Origin of the sequence: Streptomyces sp. F001, assembly GCF_004187715.1 — a bacterium.
Taxonomy (GTDB): domain Bacteria; phylum Actinomycetota; class Actinomycetes; order Streptomycetales; family Streptomycetaceae; genus Streptomyces; species Streptomyces flavusporus.
This window is the reverse complement of record NZ_QZWF01000005.1, coordinates 446,951-465,738: the sequence shown is the minus strand read 5'-3', so window position 1 is coordinate 465,738 and position 18,788 is coordinate 446,951. Positions and strand designations below refer to the sequence as shown.

Genomic DNA, 18,788 nt, shown 5'->3' with positions numbered 1-18,788 from the left:
GGGAGTTCATGGTCCCGGGACTTCGGTCCCGGGACCATGGCGTCTACGACATCTGCGCGGCCCTGCGCTCCATCGCGTCCCGCGCCGCGTCCTCCGTCGTGTACACCTCGCACATGTGCCGGCCGTCCGGTGTGGCTGTGTGCTCCACCTCCCAGAGGGAGATCTCCTGCCCGTCGTGCAGCAGGAACGCATGCTCGTAGAGCGAGAAGCACAGCCCGGCGCGTCCCGCGCGGCAGGGGCGCCCGAAGGCCTGTGTGATCTGGTGCGCGCACGCCGTGGCCAGCAGCGCGGCCGTCTTTGCACCGGGCCGGTCCGGGTTCTCCGCCCGGCGCAGCAGCCGACGCGCGTGGTCCGCCGAGTCGTCGGGCACGTACACATGCCGCGGTTCGAGGACCGGCGACAGCTGCATCACCATCGGCAGCTCGAACTCCGGTGGGTCCGGCGGCAGCGGCAGCCGGGCGCCGGCGGCGCGCAGTTCCTCCGCGTCGACATACACCTCGTGCTGCGGGGCGCCGCCCGGCGTGGTGTTGTGCACGAGCTCCCAGAGCGTGAGCGCCGAGCCGTCGGCGAGCAGCCAGGTGTGCCGGTACGTCTCGCGGTGCAGGCCCGCGCTGTGGTGCGCGGAGTGCAGCGAACTGTCATGCGCGAGCGCACCCTCGAGCCGCCCTATCGTCTCGTCGGGCAGCTCGAACGAGTTCAGGGCACGGCCGAGCAGTCGCGTGAGGTGCTCCTCCGGAGACTCGGGCGACTCGGGTGGTTCGTACGCTGCCGTCTCGTACGGAACGCTCAAGGTTTCTCCCGGCGTTGCTGCATGTCACCTTGTGGGTGCATACCGTAGCCCCTCGGTCGGACATCATGTCCGGGAACCGAGAAAACGTACGCCCGGAAAACGGGCGGGCCGCGGACGAGGTTCCCACGCGACCCGACGTCTCATCAAAGGTGGCTGGTGAGAGGCCACTTGCGGCGAACCGTCGAGCCTGGCGGTCAGGTGGCGCTGCCGGCGATCCACTCGCTCCACGCCATGTTCCAGCCGTTGAGGCCGTTGTCCGGCGCCACGGTCGTGTCGGGAGAGTTCTTGACGATCACGACGTCCCCGACGAGCGAGTTGTCGTAGAACCACTTGCCGGGAGTGTCACCCTGCGCGCCCTGCACGTCCTCAAGCCCGACGCAGCCGTGGCTGGTGCCCTGGCGGCCGAAGGGCGGACTGCCCTTGCTGTACCAGTAGTTGCCGTGGATGAACGTGCCGGACCTGGTCAGTCGCATCGCGTGCGGCACGTCCGGGATGTCGTACTCCCCGCCGAAGCCGACCGTCGAGCCGTTCATCCGGGTCTGCTCGAACTTCTCGGAGATCACCATCCGGCCGTTGTACGTGCTGTTCTGCGGGCTGCCCGCCGAGATCGGCACCGTGCGGACGGTGCTGCCGTCCCGCACGACCGTCATGGTCTGTGTGCCGGCGTCGACCGTGGAGACCTGCGAACGTCCGATGGTGAAGGTGACGGTCTTCTTCTGCACCCCGTAGACGTCGTTCGCGCCCTCCACGCCGTCCAGGTCGATCTTCATCGTGACCTTGGAGCCGGCCTTCCAGTACTCCTCGGGCCGGAAGTCCAGCCGCTGCGACCCGAACCAGTGCCCGACCACCTTCTGTCCGCTGCTGGATGTGACCGTGATGTGCGACTGCACGGCCTTCTTGTCGCTGATCGCCTTGTCGAACTCGAACGACACCGGCATCCCCACCCCGACCGTCGTGCCGTCGTCCGGGGTGTACGTCCCGATGAAGCTGTTGGCCGAAGTGACGGTGGTGAAGACGGAGTCGGCGGCGCTGGTCCTCCCGTCCGCGTCCTTCGCGGTCGCCGCGATCTCGTACTTCGTCCCCCGCTCCAGCTGCTCCTTCGGCTTCCAGCTCCTGCCGTCGGAGGACAACGACCCCGGTACGGACTGCCCGGTCTCCGCCACCGTCATCTTCACGTCGGTCAGCCGCCCGTCGCTGACCTTCACGCCCGTCGTGTTGATCGACGCGCCCGCCGAACCGTCCTTGGCCGAAATGGCGATCCGCGCTGCTGAGGTCTTCGCGTCGTCCTTGCCGCCGTCGCCACCCTTGCCGTCGCTGCTGGCCTTGGCGCTGCCGCCACAGGCGGTGAGGGTGAGGGCGCCGACCATCAGGGCGGCACTGGCCACCAGCGCGCGCCGCTTTGCCATGTCCGGCGTTGTCACGGGCTGCTCCCCATTCGTGTGATGTGCGTGATCCGCTCCAAGCGTCGAGAAAGAGGGGATCGGCGACCGGTGGGGTTCCCTCCGGTCGCGCTGAACGCCATCACGTGACAGAACCGGGACAAACGGGCCGGCCGGGTGGGCGCAGCACCGATCAGCGCCGGACCGCGTCACTCCCGTACAGCTCGGTGTACGACGGCCACACCCCACCCGGCCCGTCCACCGACTCCGCGGCGCGCACCGCGCGTACGATCGCGCGCGTCACCACATCCGCGCCGGCGGCGAGGATCTCGTTCAGCGCGAGGGGCTGCCCGGCGTCGAGCCCGCGCGCCCCCGTCGCCAGCGCGAACACCGTGTCGCCGTCGTTGAGCAGATGCACCGGCCGCACCGCGCGCGCGATCCCGTCGTGCGCCGTGCCCGCCAGCTTCTGTGCCTGTGCCTTCGACAGTGCCGCGTCGGTGGCGACCACCGCGAGCGTGGTGTTCAGCGGAGGCGGCGCGTTCCTGGCCGCGCACTCGACGAGGCGCCGGCGTGCCGCGTCATGGACGTGCGCCTCCGGGTAGTCGACCCGCCCCTGGATCAACTCCCCGTACAGGACGCCCGTCTCGGGATCCGTCGCCGACCCCGCCGCGTTGGCCACCACCAGCGCCGCCACCGTGATCCCGGAGCCGAGCACCGTGCTCGCGGTGCCGACCCCGCCCTTGACCGGCCCGACCGTGGCACCCGTACCGGCCCCGACGCAGCCCTCCGCCACGGCCGCGCCGACCTCGCTCACCGCGGCCGCCTCCACCGCGGCCCGCCCGAGGGCGGCGTCCGGCCGGGCGCGGAACTCCCCGCCCCGCCCCAGATCGAAGACGCAGGCGGCGGGCACCACCGGCACGACATGTGCCGGATCCGCCCCCACACGCACGCCCCGCCCCTGCTCCTCCAGCCAGGCCATCACACCGGACGCCGCGTCCAGCCCGTAGGCGCTGCCGCCGGTCAGCACGATCGCCTCGACCTTCTGCACCAGGTTGCGCGGGTCGAGAGCGTCGGTCTCCTTGGTGCCGGGACCTCCGCCGCGTACGTCCACGGCGGCGATGGCCCCGCCGACGGGGGCGAGTACCACCGTGGTGCCGGTGAGCCAACCGGCGCCGGTGCGGTTCGCATGCCCCACCCGCAGGCCTGTCACGTCCGTCAGAGCGTCAACTGTCATGGGAATCAGTCTCGCTTCAGGGCCCGCCCCCAGCCGCGCGCCCCCCCGCACCCCCCACAGCACGGCGTCAGCCCGCCGGCGCCGTGTCCCTCGCCTTGAGCCGTCCGAACGCCATACGTGCCGTCAACGTCTCCCCCGTCGCCACGGTCAGCGCCGAAACGATGCCGGCCGCGAGGACCGCCCAGTCTCCCAGGAAGGTGCAGCAGATCACCAGCAAGGCCCCGGTCGGCAGCACCAGTTGCTCGGCGATGCCCACCTTGAAGTGGCGCGAGTGCAGTGCCCAGACGGTGAGCAGGTAGAGCGCCGTCGGCAGGGTCACCGCGGCAGAGGCGGACAGGGTGGAGATGTGTGCCTTGCCGACCGCCTGCTCGACCGCCACCTCCAGGCCGGCGCCGATCGCGGCCCCCGAGGCAAAGATCAGATAGTGGCCGTAACCCCACACGAACGCCTGTCTGCTGGAGCGCAGATGCCCGTGAATGGGCACTACGAAGTAGATCCACCAGGCGGAGAACACGATCAGCAGGCCGCCTGCCATGATCGGCAGCAGTTCGCCGAGCGCGTCGTTCTCGTCCACGCCCGACTTCACGGCGACCGTGGACGCGGCGATCGCCTCGCCGAGCACGATGATCGTGAACAGGCCGTACCGCTCGGCGATGTGGTGCGGATGCCAGGACGTCATCGAGGCCCGCTCCGCGTAGATCGGCACGCACAGCTCGGCGATCGCCATCACCAGGAACCACCAGGGGCGAGCGGGCTCGGGCAGGAGCACCAGCCCCGCCCAGCCGACCAGGCAGAGCATGACGCCGGCCGCGTACCGCAGTGCCGACGCTCTCGCCCTGCCCTCGGCGGATCTCGCGGCCCGCAGCCACTGGGCGGCCATCGCCAGCCGCATGACGACGTAGCCGAGCCAGACGAAGAGGAAGTCATGGTCCTCGAACGCCCGCGAGATCCCGGCGGCGAGTACGAGCACGCCGGCGATCTGCACCAGCGTCACGACGCGGTAGAGGGCGTCGTCGTTGTCGTACGCCGAGGCGAACCAGGTGAAGTTCATCCAGGCCCACCAGATGGCGAAGAAGACCATGGCGTAGTTGAGGATGCCCTCGCCCGCATGTCCCTCGGCTACGGCGTGCACCAGCTGGATGCCCGCTTGCGCGACGGCCACGACGAAACACAGGTCGAAGAAGAGTTCCAGCGGCGTGGCGGCGCGATGTGCCTCGTCGCGACCGCGGGCCGTGAGTCGGCGCAGTGGGCTGCGAGGGTGGCCCGGCGGGCCCGTCGGCGAGGACGATGGAGTGGGACTGGACGTCATGATGCACAGCACAGCAGATATCGGCCGGAAAGTCTTGATCGGATTCACAGGAGGAGAGTCCTCGGCCCCGTACCCTGGGGGCATGAGCACATCCCCCGCCCCCGAGCAGCGCGACCCCAAGGCCGCGCTGATTTTCGACGACCCGCTGACCGAGCAGTCCGCGGACGACACGGACCGTGGCTGGGGTGAGCGTCCGGGCACCGGCGGGGACGCGGCGGACGACCTGAGGCGCTTCCTCGACGAGAAGCCGCCCCACCACCTGTGAGCCGGCAGGGCCCGGCGGACAATCGCCCCCGGGGCCCTGTGAACCGGGCCTAATGCTCGGTGTGGCCCGAGCCGCGCTGCGCGACCAGCGAGTCGCGGATCTCCTTGAGCACCTCCAGCTCGGTCACCTCGATGACCTCGTGCGTGCCCTCCCTCGCCTTCCTGCGGGCCTCTACGCGGGCCAGGTACTTGGCCATCGGCAGGACCATCAGGAAGTAGACCACCGCCGCGGTGATCACGAAGCTGAGCGTGGCTCCCAGCACGGAGCCCCAGAGGATCATGACGCCGCGTGAGACCGAGCCGTCCGCCGCCAGCGTGCACGGGCCCTTCAGGCACGAGCTGTAGCTGTCGAGGTTCTTGGTGCCGATCGCTCCGACCAGCGGGTTGATGACGCCCTTCACCACCGAGTTGACGATGTTGGTGAAGGCGGCGCCGATGACCACCGCTACCGCCAGATCGACGACATTCCCGCGCATCAGGAAGGCCTTGAAGCCGTCCCAGACGCCCGGTTCCTTCTTCTCGCTCACCTCGTGGCCTCTCCTCGTCACACGCACAGGTTGTGGAACAAACAGCTCCGCAACCTACGTCAGGGCGAGGCGGCACTGTCCAATCCGGTAGCTGGAACGAGGGACTTGACGGTAAATGGCGCCCCCTTCGCAAGGTTCGGTTCAGCACAACGTCACCGCCAGTCGCGCCGTGGCGCTCGCCCCGGCGAGACGGGCCGCGGTGGAACGCGGTACCGAGAGCACCACCAGCGCACCGCTGTCGACCTCACCGTCCAGCGGCTCGGGCACCTTGGTCACCAGCGCCCCGCGCGCGATCACGCCGGCCTCTCCGCCGGTCGCCGTCTCCTCGGCGGCGACGACGTCGACCCGGTCGCCCGGCTGCAGCAGCCGCACCGTGGCTGCGTCGGCGATCCGTACCGGCGCGGAGACCCGCTCCACCGGTCGGCGCTCCGGCGACCGGTCCGCCACCGGATGACCGCGGGCCTGATCGTTGCGATGGGGGTCGGCCGGGCCCCGCGGGCCTGCCGCCACGAGCGCGGCAGCGGTCACCGCGAGCCCGGCCGCTAGGGCCCGCCGCCGGTGCCGTACGAGCCGGTGCAGCAGGAACCGCCCACCGCGCACGCGGACGGGAGCGAAGTGCGGCACCTCGCACGTTGCGGGCACGTCGCCACCCGGCGGATGCGGATGCGGATGCGGATGGGGAGCGGAAGGAGAGGGGGAGAGCTCCGCGTAGGACGGAGAGGGAGAAGGCGAGGGAGAGAGGGACACGTGGACCACCTCCTGCGATGCGGATTCGGCTTGCGAGCCCACGATGAGGCTTCGCGCCGCAGTCCGCTGAGACAGGTGGACTACCGACAGGTTGTGGAAAACTCCCTCACCCGAACGGGACGTTCCGCGCCACGGCAGCGCGAAGCCCGCACCGCGCTACGGCAGCGCGAAGCCCGCACCGCGCTACGGCAGCGCGAACCCCGGATCCATCCCGCCGAGCGCCGTCGTGCACAGGCAGTCCCGCTCGTCGTTCGCGGGCAGTGCGGCCACCGCGTCGAACAGCACGCCCCGCAGCCGGTCCACGTTCGCGGCGAACACCCGGAGCACCTCGTCGTGCGAGACGCCCTCTCCGGTCTCGGCGCCGGCATCCAGGTCGGTGACCAGGTTCAGCGACGTGTAGCAGAGCTCGAGTTCGCGGGCGAGCGCCGCCTCCGGGTGGCCCGTCATGCCCACTACCGCCCAGCCCTGCGCCCGGTGCCACAACGATTCGGCACGGGTGGAGAAGCGCGGCCCCTCGATCACGACCAGCGCGCCGCCGTCCACGGGCTCCCAGTCCCGCCCACGCGCCGCCTTCAGCGCGGCGGCCCGTCCGGCCGGGCAGTAGGGGTCGGCCAGCGAGACGTGCACCACGTTCGGCACGGTGCCGTCGGGCAGCGGCAACCCGTCGAAGTACGTCGACATCCGGGACTTCGTACGGTCGACCAGTTGGTCCGGGACGAGCAGCGTGCCCGGCCCGTATTCGGGCCGCAGCCCGCCCACCGCGCACGGGCCGAGCACCTGGCGAACCCCGAGCGACCGCAGCGCCCACAGGTTGGCCCGGTAGTTGATCCGGTGCGGCGGAAGATGGTGGCCGCGTCCGTGCCGCGGCAGGAAGGCGACCCGTCGGCCGGCGATCTCGCCGAGGAAGAGGGAGTCGCTGGGCGGCCCGTACGGCGTCTCCACCTGGAGCTCGGTCACCTCGTCGAGGAACGAGTAGAAGCCGGAGCCGCCGATTACACCGATCTCTGCGTTCGCCATGACCAGCACAGTAGCTGGCACCCGGCGACGCGTACGGGCCGGTGCCGAAAACACCGAAGACCCTGCCGCCGTACGACGGCAGGGTCCCGTGCGGGTGAATCAGGCGGCGGTGCTGCCGGCCGAGGTGCCGGTGCCCGACGCCTTCGAGTCCGAGGACGAGGAGGACGGCGTCGACGAGGACGAGGTCGACGGCTTCGACGACGCCGGCGAGCTGCTCGACGAGGAGCCGCGGCTGTCGTTGCGGTAGAAGCCGGAGCCCTTGAAGACGATGCCGACGGCGGAGAACACCTTCTTGAGGCGGCCACCGCAGTTGGGGCACTCGGTCAGGGCGTCGTCGGTGAACTTCTGCACCGCCTCGAGGCCCTCGCCGCACTCGGTGCACTGGTACTGGTAGGTCGGCACTTGTCTTCCTCCTGGCACTCTTACTCGATGAGTGCTAACGACGGTCCATAGTGACGTATTCCTCGGGTTCAGTCCACTGCGACCGGCGTGCGGTGACCGACGCCACGCGCGACGGTGCGGCTGTGGGACCGTGCCGTGAGCTGCGAGCGGAGCGCCACCAGCGTCGCCAGGGCGAGCGCCGTGCCGCCGAGCGGAACGAGGAACCCGGCGCCGTTCCAGAAGCGGTCCTCCAACTGTCCGGCCACCGTGACCGCGCCCGCCTGGCCGAGCGCCACCGCGCCGGTCAGCCAGGTGAAGGCCTCGGTGCGCGCCCCGGCCGGAACCAGCCCCTCGACCAGCGTGTAGCCGGTGATCAGGGCGGGCGCGATGCACATGCCGACCAGGAGGCCGAGACCTGCGAGCAGGAGCACCGAGTGTGCCGCCCACAGGCCGGAGGTGGCCAGGGCGAGGGCCGCGTATCCGACGACCAGGCGCTGTTGGGGGGCCGCCTTCCATGCGATGGCGCCGCAGGCGATGCCGGAGAGCATGTTGCCGGCGGCGAAGGTCCCGTACAGGACGCCGTTCAGGCCGGGCTCGCCGATCGACTCGGTGAAGGCGGCCAGCGACACCTGCATGCCGCCGAAGACGGAGCCGATGCCCAGGAAGGCCACGATCAGAACACGCACCCCGGGGACCCGGAGCGCGGAAACGGGCTGCACGCGCGCGTGCCCACCGGCGGCGACCGCGGGTTGGGTGCCCTTCTGCGCGGCGAACAGCAGACCTCCGACCAGCGTCAGTGACGCCTCCGTCACCAGGCCGGCGGCCGGGTTCACGGCGGTGCACAGCGCGGTGGCGAGCAGTGGACCGACGACGAAGGTCAGCTCGTCCGTGACCGACTCGAACGCCGCCGCCGTCGTCATCAGTGGCGAGTCCTTGAGCCTCACTCCCCAGCGGGCGCGCACCATGGGGCCGATCTGCGGGACCGAGGCGCCGGTGGGGACGGCGGCCGCGAACAGCGCCCACAGGGGGGCGTCCGCCAGCGCGAGCGCCGTCAGGGTGAGGCCGGACAGCGTGTGCACCAGCACGCCGGGGATCAGTACGGCGCGCTGCCCGAAGCGATCCGCCAGGCGGCCGCTGTAGGGCGCGAACAGCGCCATGGAGACGCCGGTGACGGCCGCGGCGGCGCCTGCCACGCCGTACGAGCCGGTGGTGTGCTGCACCAGCAGCACGATGGAGATCGTGAGCATCGCGAACGGCTGGCGCGCCGCGAAACCGGGGAGCAGGAACGTCCAGGCGCCACGGGTGCGCAGCAGTTGCCCGTATCCCGGGCGGGAGGAGGGGGCCGGCGAGTCCTTCGACGGCGTGACCGTGGATGCCACGGCCTGTGCCTTTCTGCCGCCTGGTAGCGCGCCCGTGCGGGTGCGCCGAGAGCTGTCCTCTTGCGCGGAACTGCGGTAGATACCGGCGCCCACTGAGGGAGGCGTCCCGGCCGCCATACGGTCGCGCCAGCTCTGCGTCAGGCAGAGTTGGTTCGATCAAGGTCCGCCTTCATCGTACAGGGGTCAACGGCTGGTGCACCTGTGAAAACGAGCACCTTGGGCCTGTTCGCCTGCGATTGGCGGTGGTGTGAACCGTATGAAACACACCCTTAACGCTCCGCCCCGGCGCCGTTCACGCCCAGCCAGCCCGCCAGCTTGCCGCCGCGGCCCACCGCGCGCAGTCGCCGCTCCGCCGCGTCCCGGACCGGATCCGTGGCCACCACGAGGAGTTCGTCGCCGCGCTGCAGCACCGTCGTGGGCAATGGCACGAAGGATGTGCCCTCCCGCACGACGAGGGTGACCGCGGCTCCGGCCGGCAGCCTCAGCTCGTTGATCTCGACTCCGTGCATCTTCGACTCGGTGGGGATCGTCACAGAGAGCAGATGCCCGCGCAGTTGCTCCAGGGGTGCCGATTCGATCCCGAGGTCGGCGGCCCCGGACTCGTCGCCCAGGTGGAGTTTGCGGGCGACCCAGGGCAGCGTCGGCCCCTGGATCAGGGTGTAGACGACGACCAGGACGAAGACGATGTTGAAGATCCGGTCGCTGTCCTCGACATCGCTGACCACGGGAATCGTCGCCAGGATGATGGGCACGGCGCCGCGCAGCCCGGCCCAGGACATGAGGGTCTGCTCCCGCCACGGCACCCGGAACGGCAGGAGGCAGAGCACGACGCTCAGCGGGCGGGCCACCATGGTCAGCACGAGCCCGATGACGAGCGCGGGCGCGATGTCGTCGCCTATCTCGTGCGGGGTGACCAGCAGACCGAGCAGGACGAACATGCCGATCTGGGCGATCCAGCCGAGCCCGTCGGCGAACCCGCGCGTGGCGGGCCAGTGCGGGAGTCGTGCGTTGCCCATCACCATGGAGGCGAGGTAGACGGCGAGGAAGCCGCTGCCGTGCGCGAGCGCGCCCGCCGCGTACGCCGCGACCGCGATGGCCATGACGGCGATCGGGTAGAGGCCGGAGGCGGGCAGGGCCACGTGTCGCAGCCCCCACGAGCCCAGCCAGCCCACCGCGAGACCGATGGCCGCGCCGATGGCCAGCTCCAGCGCTATCTCGCCGATCAGCACGTACCAGTGCTCGATCGGGCCGACGGCGGAGAAGGAGACGACCAGGATGACGACGGGAGCGTCGTTGAAGCCGGACTCGGCCTCCAGCGTGCCCGTCACGCGCGCGGGGAGCGGGATCTTCCGTAGTACGGAAAAGACCGCCGCCGCGTCCGTTGAGGAGACGACCGCCCCGATGATGAGCGCCTGACGCCACTCCAGCCCGACGAGATAGTGCGCGGCCGCAGCTGTGATTCCGACGCTCGCGGCGACCCCGGCCAGAGCCAGCGAGGTCGCGGCCGGCAGGACCGGTTTGATCTCCTTCCACTTCGTGCCCAGGCCGCCCTCGGCCAGGATCACCACCAGGGCCGCGTACCCGATGACCTGGGTCAGCTCGGCGTTGTCGAAGTGGATGCCGCCGATCCCGTCCTCGCCCATGAGGACGCCGATGCCCAGATAGACGAGCAGGCTGGGGAGCCCGCTGCGCGAGGAGATCCGGACCGCGGACACGGCGACGAGCAGGACGATCGAGCAGACGAGCAGGAGCTCATTGAGGTCGTGGATACTCAGCGGCCGTTCCCTTCCCTGGTGCAGTTACTTTGTTACCTTACCTAACTCTTGACGATTTCTTGACGCTTGCCAGGGCAAGATCGAACGTCCGTCCGTGCTGGTTCCCCAGTCCGCGTCAAGGCCCGTCGGGCCCTGCGCCTATGGTTGCTCCAGCGCTCATTCAAAGTCACAGCCCGACCTGCCGCTCGCGTTAGGACAGCAAGGACAGCGATGCCCCCCAACACCACCGCTCCAACGGGTCAGCAGCCCGGCAAGTCCGGCAGGAAGAAGGGGCGCAAAGCCCGTCTTATCGTGCTCGTGCTGGTGCTGGCCGTCGTCGGCGGCGTCACGGGCGGGGCGTACTGGTCCATCAGCACCGTCCGTGCATCCTTCCCGCAGACGAAGGGTTCGATCACGCTGGACGGCCTGTCCGGGCCCGTCGACGTCAAGCGGGACGGGCATGGCATCCCGCAGATCTATGCCTCCTCCGACGAGGACCTGTTCATGGCGCAGGGCTTCGTCCAGGCGCAGGACCGGTTCTACGAGATGGACGTACGCCGTCATATGACCTCCGGGCGTCTGTCGGAGATGTTCGGCAAGGACCAGGTCGACAACGACGAGTTCCTGCGCACCCTGGGCTGGGACCGGGTGGCGAAGGAGGAGTACGACACCAAGCTGTCCGCCGCCACGAAGAAGTACCTGCAGGCGTACGCCAAGGGAGTCAACGCCTACCTGGAGGGCAAGGAAGGCGAGGACATCTCCCTGGAGTACGCGGCCCTCGGCTTCGCCAACGACTACAAGCCGCAGCAGTGGACCCCGGTCGACTCGGTCTCCTGGCTGAAGGCGATGGCCTGGGACCTGCGCGGCAACATGCAGGACGAGATCGACCGCTCCCTGATGACCAGCCGTCTCGGCCCCCAGCAGATCGAGGAGCTGTACCCGCAGTACCCGTACAGCCGGAACCAGGTGATCGTCCAGCAGGGCCAGTACGACGAGCTCACCCAGACGTTCGACGGGGGCGACGACGCCGACGGCAGTTCCACGGACGGCACGGCCGCCGGCACCGGTGCCGCGGACGGGACCGCCTCGTCGGCGCTGCAGAGCCAGCTGTCGGGCCTCTACGAGGTCCTGGAGGACGTCCCGACGGCCGTCGGCGTGAACGGCAACGGCATCGGCTCCAACTCGTGGGTCATCGGCGGAGAGCACACCATCACCGGCAAGCCGCTGCTGGCCAACGACCCGCACCTGTCGGCCTCCCTGCCGTCCGTCTGGTACCAGATGGGCCTGCACTGCCGCACGGTCTCCGACAAGTGCCAGTACGACGTCTCCGGCTACACCTTCGCGGGCATGCCCGGCGTGATAATCGGCCACAACCAGGACATCTCCTGGGGCATGACCAACTCCGGCGCCGACGTCACCGACCTCTACCTGGAGAAGCTCACCGGCGACGGCTACCTGTACGACGGCAAGGTGAGGCCCTTCGAGTCCCGCGAGGAGACCATCAAGGTCGCCGGCGGCACCTCGAAGGAGATCGTCGTCCGGGAGACCAACAACGGCCCCCTGCTGTCCGACCGCGCCGACGAGCTCGTGAAGGTCGGCAAGAAGGCCACCGTCGACACCGCCGCCCCCGACCGCGGCGACGGCTACGGCATCGCCCTGCGGTGGACCGCGCTGGAACCGGGCACCTCCATGGATGCCGTCTTCGCGTTGAACAAGGCGGCCGACTGGGACGACTTCCGCGCGGCGGCCGCCCTGTTCGACGTGCCCTCGCAGAATCTCGTCTACGCCGACACCCAGGACAACATCGGCTACACCCTGCCCGGAAAGATCCCCACGCGCGCGCAGGGCCACGACGGCTCGATCCCGGCGCCGGGCTGGGACGCCAAGTACCGCTGGACCGACTACATCGACCAGGACGAGCTGCCCTACGAGTACAACCCGGACCGCGGCTACATCGTGACCGCCAACCAGGCCGTCGTGGACAAGGACTACCCCTACACGCTCACCACGGACTGGGGCTACGGCGCCCGCAGCCAGCGGATCGCCGACCTGATCGAGTCCAAGATCAAGGGCGGCGGCAAGGTCTCCACCGAGGACATGCGCCAGATGCAGCTGGACAACTCCAGCGAGATCGCCAAGCTGCTCGTGCCGCAGCTGCTGAAGATCGACGTCGGTGACAAGGACGTCCGCGAGGCCCAGAAGCTCCTCGAGGGCTGGGACTACACCCAGGACGCCGACTCCGCGGCGGCCGCCTACTTCAACTCGGTCTGGCGCAACGTCCTCAAGCTCGCGTTCGGCCACAAGCTGCCCAAGGAGCTGCGCGTCAAGGGCCAGTGCCTGTGGGTCGAGCCGGTCGACACCACCGGTCCCGCGGACGAGGAGCGCCGGGTGCGCGAATGCGGGGCGCGTGACGCCGACCAGGCGCAGCCGGACGGCGGCGACCGCTGGTTCGAGGTCGTGCGCAGCCTCATGGACGACGAGGACAGCGACTGGTGGAAGACGCCCGCCTCGCTCACCCGCCCCGGCGCCGACAACCGCGACGACCTGTTCAAGCGCGCCATGATCGACGCCCGCTGGGAGCTGACCGCCAAGCTCGGCAAGGACATCGACACCTGGAGCTGGGGCCGGCTGCACCGTCTGTTCCTGAAGAACCAGACCCTCGGCACCGACGGCCCCGGCTTCCTGCAGTACGCCCTCAACCGCGGCCCCTGGAAGCTCAGTGGCGGCGAGGCGACCGTCAACGCGAGCGGCTGGAACGCCGCCGGCGGCTACGGCGTCGTCTGGGTGCCGTCGATGCGGATGGTGGTCAACCTCGACGACCTCGACAAGTCGAAGTGGATCAACCTCACCGGAGCCTCGGGGCACGCCTACAACGCCCACTACACCGACCAGACGAGCAAGTGGGCCAAGGGCGAGCTGCTGGACTGGTCCTTCTCCCGGCAGGCGGTCGACGAGAGCACCGGCGACACGCTCGTACTGAAGCCGTGAGCCGCTGACGGCGAGCGACGCCAAGGGCCCTCCACGCGCGCGTGGAGGGCCCTTTCGCCTGACAAATGTTACGAGTCGCCGGTGAAGCGGCGGACCCCCGATGGCGTCACCACCGCGTGCACCGGCCGGTCGTGCGCCTGAGCGGGGACACGCTCGACGACCTCGGAGTCGTACAGGAGCACCACCAGCGCCGGCCGGACGCCCGCGTCCTCCAGGCGTGCGAGCACGCGGTCGTACGAGCCTCCGCCGCGCCCCAGACGCATCCCGCGCGCATCGACCGCGAGCCCCGGCAGCAGGACGACGTCGGCGGCGGTCACCGCGTCCGGTCCGAGGCGCTCACCGACGGGCTCCAAGAGGGCCATTTTCCCGCCGTGTTGGACGCGCGCGAGGGAGCCCTGTCCGGCGTATGCGCCCCAATCCAGGTCGTTGTCGGGCAGAAGCACCGGAAGCAGGACGCGTTCGCCCCGGGAGTGCAGTGCGTCGAGCAGGGCGAGCGTTCCGGGTTCGCTCCCCACGGAGACGTACGCCGCCACGGTGCCTGCCTGCGCCAGTTCGGGCAGATCCAGCGCACGCTGGGCCAACGCGGCCGAGACCGCCTGTACGTCATCCGCAGGCAACCTGTCTCTCACTGCGAGGATTTCTCGTCGCAACGTTTGCTTGTCAGGCTCGGCCGCGCGTCCGATGTGACTCATGAGTTGCTCCCGTACCGTCTTCGAAGTGCTCATATGAGGGCCAATTAACCGGAGCCACAGATTCCACACAAAGGCACCGGATATGGTTGCGGGCATGACTCAGTCGCACCTCAGGATCAGCAAGGCCGTCATCCCCGCAGCAGGCCTCGGCACCCGCTTTCTGCCGGCCACCAAGGCCACTCCCAAGGAGATGCTGCCGGTTGTCGACAAGCCTGCGATCCAGTATGTGGTCGAGGAGGCCGTGTCGGCCGGTCTCGACGACGTTCTCATGATCACGGGCCGCAACAAGCGTCCCCTTGAGGACCACTTCGACCGCAATTACGAACTCGAGTCTGCTCTGCAGAAGAAGGGCGACGCCGGGCGGCTCGCCAAGGTCCAGGAGTCCAGCGACCTCGCGACGATGCACTACGTGCGCCAGGGTGACCCCAAGGGCCTGGGCCACGCCGTCCTGTGCGCTGCCCCGCACGTGGGCAACGAGCCGTTCGCCGTCCTCCTCGGCGACGACCTGATCGACCCGCGCGATCCGCTCCTCAAGCGGATGATCGAGGTCCAGGAGCAGCGCGGCGGCAGCGTCATCGCGCTCATGGAGGTCGCGCCCGAGCAGATCCACCTCTACGGATGCGCCGCCGTGGAGACCACCGAGGACAGCGACGTCGTCAAGATCGGCGACCTGGTGGAGAAGCCGGACCCGGCCGACGCCCCCTCCAACTACGCGATCATCGGCCGGTACGTCCTCGACCCGCGCATCTTCGACGTCCTGCGCAAGACCGAGCCCGGCCGCGGCGGCGAGATCCAGATCACCGACGCCCTCCAGCTGCTCGCCCAGGACGAGAAGGTCGGCGGCCCCGTGCACGGCGTCGTCTTCAAGGGTCGCCGCTATGACACCGGCGACCGAGGCGACTACCTGCGTGCCATTGTCCGACTCGCGTGCGAACGTGAAGACCTGGGCCCGGACTTCCGGACCTGGCTTCGCAGTTACGTCACCGAGGAGATGTAGCCACCTTGAGCACCACCGCGCCCCGCGCCACCGGCCAGGACCACCTGTGGTCGGTGGACGAACACCTGGAGGACATCCTCGAGACCGTCCGCCCCCTCGAACCCATCGAGCTGCAACTCCTCGACGCCCAGGGCTGCGTCCTGGTCGAGGACGTCACGGTGCCGGTCTCCCTGCCGCCGTTCGACAACAGCTCCATGGACGGGTACGCGGTGCGGGTCGGGGATGTCGCGGACGCGAGCGAGGAGTTCCCGGCCGTCCTCGAGGTCATCGGGGACGTCGCGGCCGGCCAGGCGGATCTGCTCCAGGTGGGTCCCGGCCAGGCCGCCCGCATCATGACCGGCGCCCCGCTCCCGCCCGGCGCCGAGACGGTGGTCCCCGTCGAGTGGACCGACGGCGGCCTCGGCGAGGGCCCCGTCACCGGGATGCGGGCGCGCAGCCTCGCCCCCGAGGGCGCCACCGGGCACGTGCGCGTGCACCGGCCGGCCGGGGCACGCGCGCACGTACGCGCGAAGGGCAGCGACGTGAAGGCCGGCGACCGCGCCCTGGAGGCCGGCACCATCCTCGGCCCGCCGCAGATCGCCCTGCTCGCCGCCATCGGCCGCGGCACGGTACGCGTACGCCCGCGCCCGCGCGTGGTCGTGCTGTCCACCGGCAGCGAACTCGTCCAGCCCGACGAGGAACTGGGCAGCGGCCAGATCTACGACTCCAACAGCTTCGCCCTCACCGCGGCCGCCCGTGACGCCGGCGCCATCGCCTACCGCGTGGGTGCCGTCGCCGACGACGCCGAGACCCTGCGCACCACCATCGAGGACCAGCTCGTCCGCGCCGACCTCATGGTCACCACCGGCGGCGTGAGCGTCGGCGCGTACGACGTGGTCAAGGAGGCGCTGTCGCACGTCGCCGACGAGGACGAACCGGGCAGCGGCATCGAGTTCCGCAAGCTCGCCATGCAGCCCGGCAAGCCGCAGGGCTTCGGCTCCATCGGCCCCGACCACACCCCGCTGCTGGCCCTCCCCGGCAACCCGGTGTCGTCGTACGTCTCCTTCGAACTGTTCGTCCGCCCCGCGATCCGCACCCTCATGGGGCTGGAGGACGTCCACCGGCCCAGGACCCGGGCGACCCTGACCGCGGACAAGGCGCTGACCTCGCCGAAGGGCCGCCGGCAGTTCCTGCGCGGTACGTACGCCGACGGCAAGGTGACCCCTGTCGGCGGCGCCGGCTCCCACCTGGTGGCCGCCCTCGCGCACGCCGACGTGCTGATCGTGATCCCCGAGGATGTCGAGTCCGTCGCGCCGGGCACCGAGGTCGAGGTGGTCCTGCTCGGCTGAGCGCCCCGGGTTGGCGGTACCGTGTCGCGCACAGCAGGCCCGTGCGCCGCACCGCGACGGGCCCGGACCGGGAGCGCCACACCATGACCGTGCCTTCCCGGGGGGAGACCCCCGGATCCCCTGTGCAGGACCGACTGACGCACATCGACGACGCGGGGGCCGCCCGCATGGTCGACGTGTCGGACAAGGACGTCACCGCGCGCACCGCGCGCGCGAGCGGACGCGTCCTCGTCTCGCCCCGTGTGATCGAGCTGCTGCGCGGCGAAGGCGTACCCAAGGGCGACGCCCTGGCCACCGCGCGGATCGCGGGCATCATGGGCGCCAAGCGCACCCCGGACCTGATCCCGCTGTGCCACCCGTTGTCGGTGTCGGGTGTGACACTGGACCTGTCGGTCGCGGACGACGCCGTGGAGATCCTGGCCACGGTGAAGACGACGGACCGCACGGGCGTCGAGATGGAGGCCCTCACCGCGGTCTCCGTCGCCGCGCTCACCGTGATCGACATGGTCAAGGCGGTCGACAAGGGAGCGGTCATCACGGACGTACGGGTGGAGGAGAAGACGGGCGGCAAGTCGGGCGACTGGAGCCGGGCATGACTCTCGACGCCTCAGCCGGCGGAGCCCTGGCGGCGCCGTACAGCGCTCTTGTGGTCACCGCCTCCAACAGGGCTGCCGCCGGCCTGTACGAGGACAAGGGCGGCCCGCTGATCGCCGAGGGCCTCAAAGGCTTCGGGTTCGCGGTCGACGGACCACAGGTCGTCCCCGACGGGGACCCCGTGGAGGCCGCCCTGCGCGCCGGTGTCGACGCCGGGTACGACGTGATCGTCACCACCGGCGGCACGGGTATCTCGCCCACCGACCGCACGCCCGAGGCGACCCGCGCGGTGCTCGACCACGAGGTGCCGGGCATCGCCGAGGCCATCCGCGCGTTCGGACGGGAGAAGGTGCCGACCGCCGCGCTCTCCCGGGGGCTGGCCGGGGTGGCGGGGCGGACACTGATCGTCAACCTGCCGGGCTCCTCCGGCGGGGTGCGGGACGGACTGGCCGTCCTGGAGCCCCTCCTGATCCACGCCGTCGACCAGCTGCGCGGCGGCGACCACCCCAGACCCAGCAGTGGGGGTGCGAGCTGAACAGCCCGTCCTGGCCCGTCGAACTGGTGGAGGGCGATGTCGTCCTCCGGCCGATAAAGCTGCGCGACCAGCGGGCCTGGCGTGAGGTCAACCGGCGCAACCGTGACTGGCTGCGCCCCTGGGAGGCGACCATTCCGCCGCCCGCCCCCGGCGGGCCGGTCGCGCACCGGCCGACCTACCGCCAGATGGTGCGCCATCTGCGCTCCGAGGCGAACGCGGGCCGGATGCTGCCGTTCGTCATCGAGTACCAGGGGCGGCTGGCCGGGCAGTTGACGGTGGCCGGGATCACCTGGGGTTCGATGTGCTCGGGGCACATCGGTTACTGGGTGGACGAGTCCGTGGCCGGACGCGGTGTGATGCCGACGGCCGTGGCGCTCGCCGTGGACCACTGTTTCCGGACCGTCGGGCTCCACCGCATCGAGGTCTGCATTCGCCCCGAGAACGCCCCCAGCCGCCGCGTCGTGGAGAAACTCGGATTCCGCGAGGAGGGCCTCAGGCCCCGTTATCTCCACATCGACGGAGCCTGGCGCGACCACCTCGTCTTCGCCCTCACCGCGGAAGAAGTGCCCGACGGACTGCTGAGCCGCTGGCGGCGGAACCGGCTGCGGAACACGGGCGAGAGCGGGCAGAGCACGCCGCGCGACCCGCAGAGCCTGCCGTGGAACCCGCAGAACGCCCCGGGCAATCACGCGTAACCCCGGAATTGAATAAATGTTCGAAAATGATCGGACGGTGACTACTCCGGGGCGTTGAATTCGCGACCTCGGTGACCTACTGATCGCATCGCTCACAAAAAAAGCTCGAAATATCAGCCAGATCGTGCGACACACCGGCCCAATTGGCAGATGGCCTCACGCAAACCCCTCTACCGTG

Annotated in this window: 18 protein-coding genes; 7 read left to right on the top strand and 11 right to left on the bottom strand. The window is 70.1% G+C overall.

Annotated elements, in window-relative coordinates:
* Window positions 1-43 precede the first annotated feature (43 nt).
* From StrepF001_RS22300 to StrepF001_RS22285, 4 genes are all read right to left on the bottom strand, one after another.
* Window positions 44-790, bottom strand: a complete 747-nt coding sequence (locus StrepF001_RS22300; protein WP_129799975.1) for a DUF6227 family protein — start codon at window positions 788-790, stop codon at window positions 44-46.
* Window positions 791-984: 194 nt separating this feature from the next.
* Entirely contained in the window at window positions 985-2,211 is a 1,227-nt protein-coding gene (locus StrepF001_RS22295) for an Ig-like domain-containing protein (RefSeq protein WP_129799974.1), read from the bottom strand.
* A gap of 151 nt (window positions 2,212-2,362) precedes the next feature.
* Window positions 2,363-3,403: a P1 family peptidase gene (locus tag StrepF001_RS22290; protein ID WP_129799973.1), complete on the bottom strand. Its 1,041-nt coding sequence runs from the start codon at window positions 3,401-3,403 to the stop codon at window positions 2,363-2,365.
* A 67-nt stretch (window positions 3,404-3,470) separates the two neighbouring features.
* Window positions 3,471-4,712 (bottom strand): low temperature requirement protein A, encoded by a 1,242-nt coding sequence (locus StrepF001_RS22285; RefSeq protein ID WP_129799972.1) that lies wholly within the window; start codon window positions 4,710-4,712, stop codon window positions 3,471-3,473.
* Between the two features lie 82 nt (window positions 4,713-4,794).
* On the opposite strand from StrepF001_RS22285, the gene StrepF001_RS22280 reads away from it, so the two are divergent.
* Window positions 4,795-4,977, top strand: a complete 183-nt coding sequence (locus StrepF001_RS22280) for a hypothetical protein (RefSeq protein WP_129799971.1) — start codon at window positions 4,795-4,797, stop codon at window positions 4,975-4,977.
* A gap of 49 nt (window positions 4,978-5,026) precedes the next feature.
* Here StrepF001_RS22280 and mscL read toward each other — a convergent pair whose 3' ends face one another.
* The 6 genes from mscL to StrepF001_RS22245 form a co-directional block, all read right to left on the bottom strand.
* Window positions 5,027-5,503: a large conductance mechanosensitive channel protein MscL gene (gene mscL / locus StrepF001_RS22275; RefSeq protein WP_129799970.1), complete on the bottom strand. Its 477-nt coding sequence runs from the start codon at window positions 5,501-5,503 to the stop codon at window positions 5,027-5,029.
* 141 nt (window positions 5,504-5,644) lie between these two features.
* Window positions 5,645-6,145: a hypothetical protein gene (locus StrepF001_RS22270; protein WP_129799969.1), complete on the bottom strand. Its 501-nt coding sequence runs from the start codon at window positions 6,143-6,145 to the stop codon at window positions 5,645-5,647.
* Between the two features lie 288 nt (window positions 6,146-6,433).
* A complete protein-coding gene (locus StrepF001_RS22265; RefSeq protein WP_129799968.1) occupies window positions 6,434-7,267 on the bottom strand; it encodes an S-methyl-5'-thioadenosine phosphorylase in 834 nt (277 codons plus the stop codon).
* 99 nt (window positions 7,268-7,366) lie between these two features.
* Window positions 7,367-7,669: an FmdB family zinc ribbon protein gene (locus StrepF001_RS22260; protein ID WP_129799967.1), complete on the bottom strand. Its 303-nt coding sequence runs from the start codon at window positions 7,667-7,669 to the stop codon at window positions 7,367-7,369.
* A 68-nt stretch (window positions 7,670-7,737) separates the two neighbouring features.
* Window positions 7,738-9,027: an MFS transporter gene (locus StrepF001_RS22255; RefSeq protein ID WP_129799966.1), complete on the bottom strand. Its 1,290-nt coding sequence runs from the start codon at window positions 9,025-9,027 to the stop codon at window positions 7,738-7,740.
* 269 nt (window positions 9,028-9,296) lie between these two features.
* Window positions 9,297-10,826: a potassium/proton antiporter gene (locus StrepF001_RS22245; protein WP_129799965.1), complete on the bottom strand. Its 1,530-nt coding sequence runs from the start codon at window positions 10,824-10,826 to the stop codon at window positions 9,297-9,299.
* A gap of 186 nt (window positions 10,827-11,012) precedes the next feature.
* On the opposite strand from StrepF001_RS22245, the gene StrepF001_RS22240 reads away from it, so the two are divergent.
* The gene (locus tag StrepF001_RS22240) at window positions 11,013-13,769 is read left to right on the top strand and encodes a penicillin acylase family protein (protein WP_129799964.1); all 2,757 of its coding nucleotides are present in this window, start codon (window positions 11,013-11,015) and stop codon (window positions 13,767-13,769) included.
* A 68-nt stretch (window positions 13,770-13,837) separates the two neighbouring features.
* Here the strand turns inward: StrepF001_RS22240 and StrepF001_RS22235 are convergent, their stop codons facing one another.
* The gene (locus StrepF001_RS22235) at window positions 13,838-14,461 is read right to left on the bottom strand and encodes a 5-formyltetrahydrofolate cyclo-ligase (protein WP_129799963.1); all 624 of its coding nucleotides are present in this window, start codon (window positions 14,459-14,461) and stop codon (window positions 13,838-13,840) included.
* A 94-nt stretch (window positions 14,462-14,555) separates the two neighbouring features.
* On the opposite strand from StrepF001_RS22235, the gene galU reads away from it, so the two are divergent.
* The 5 genes from galU to StrepF001_RS22210 all read left to right on the top strand — a co-directional run bounded on the left by galU (window position 14,556) and on the right by StrepF001_RS22210 (window position 18,610).
* A complete protein-coding gene (galU, locus tag StrepF001_RS22230) occupies window positions 14,556-15,458 on the top strand; it encodes a UTP--glucose-1-phosphate uridylyltransferase GalU (protein WP_129799962.1) in 903 nt (300 codons plus the stop codon).
* A 5-nt stretch (window positions 15,459-15,463) separates the two neighbouring features.
* Window positions 15,464-16,786, top strand: a complete 1,323-nt coding sequence (gene glp, locus StrepF001_RS22225) for a gephyrin-like molybdotransferase Glp (protein WP_129799961.1) — start codon at window positions 15,464-15,466, stop codon at window positions 16,784-16,786.
* 83 nt (window positions 16,787-16,869) lie between these two features.
* Window positions 16,870-17,382, top strand: coding sequence for a cyclic pyranopterin monophosphate synthase MoaC (moaC, locus tag StrepF001_RS22220; protein WP_129799960.1), 513 nt, complete (start codon window positions 16,870-16,872; stop codon window positions 17,380-17,382).
* The gene (locus StrepF001_RS22215; RefSeq protein WP_129799959.1) at window positions 17,379-17,915 is read left to right on the top strand and encodes a MogA/MoaB family molybdenum cofactor biosynthesis protein; all 537 of its coding nucleotides are present in this window, start codon (window positions 17,379-17,381) and stop codon (window positions 17,913-17,915) included. Before moaC ends, StrepF001_RS22215 begins: the two co-directional genes overlap by 4 nt.
* Before the next feature lie 23 nt (window positions 17,916-17,938).
* Window positions 17,939-18,610: a GNAT family protein gene (locus tag StrepF001_RS22210; protein WP_240797639.1), complete on the top strand. Its 672-nt coding sequence runs from the start codon at window positions 17,939-17,941 to the stop codon at window positions 18,608-18,610.
* Window positions 18,611-18,788 lie beyond the last annotated feature (178 nt).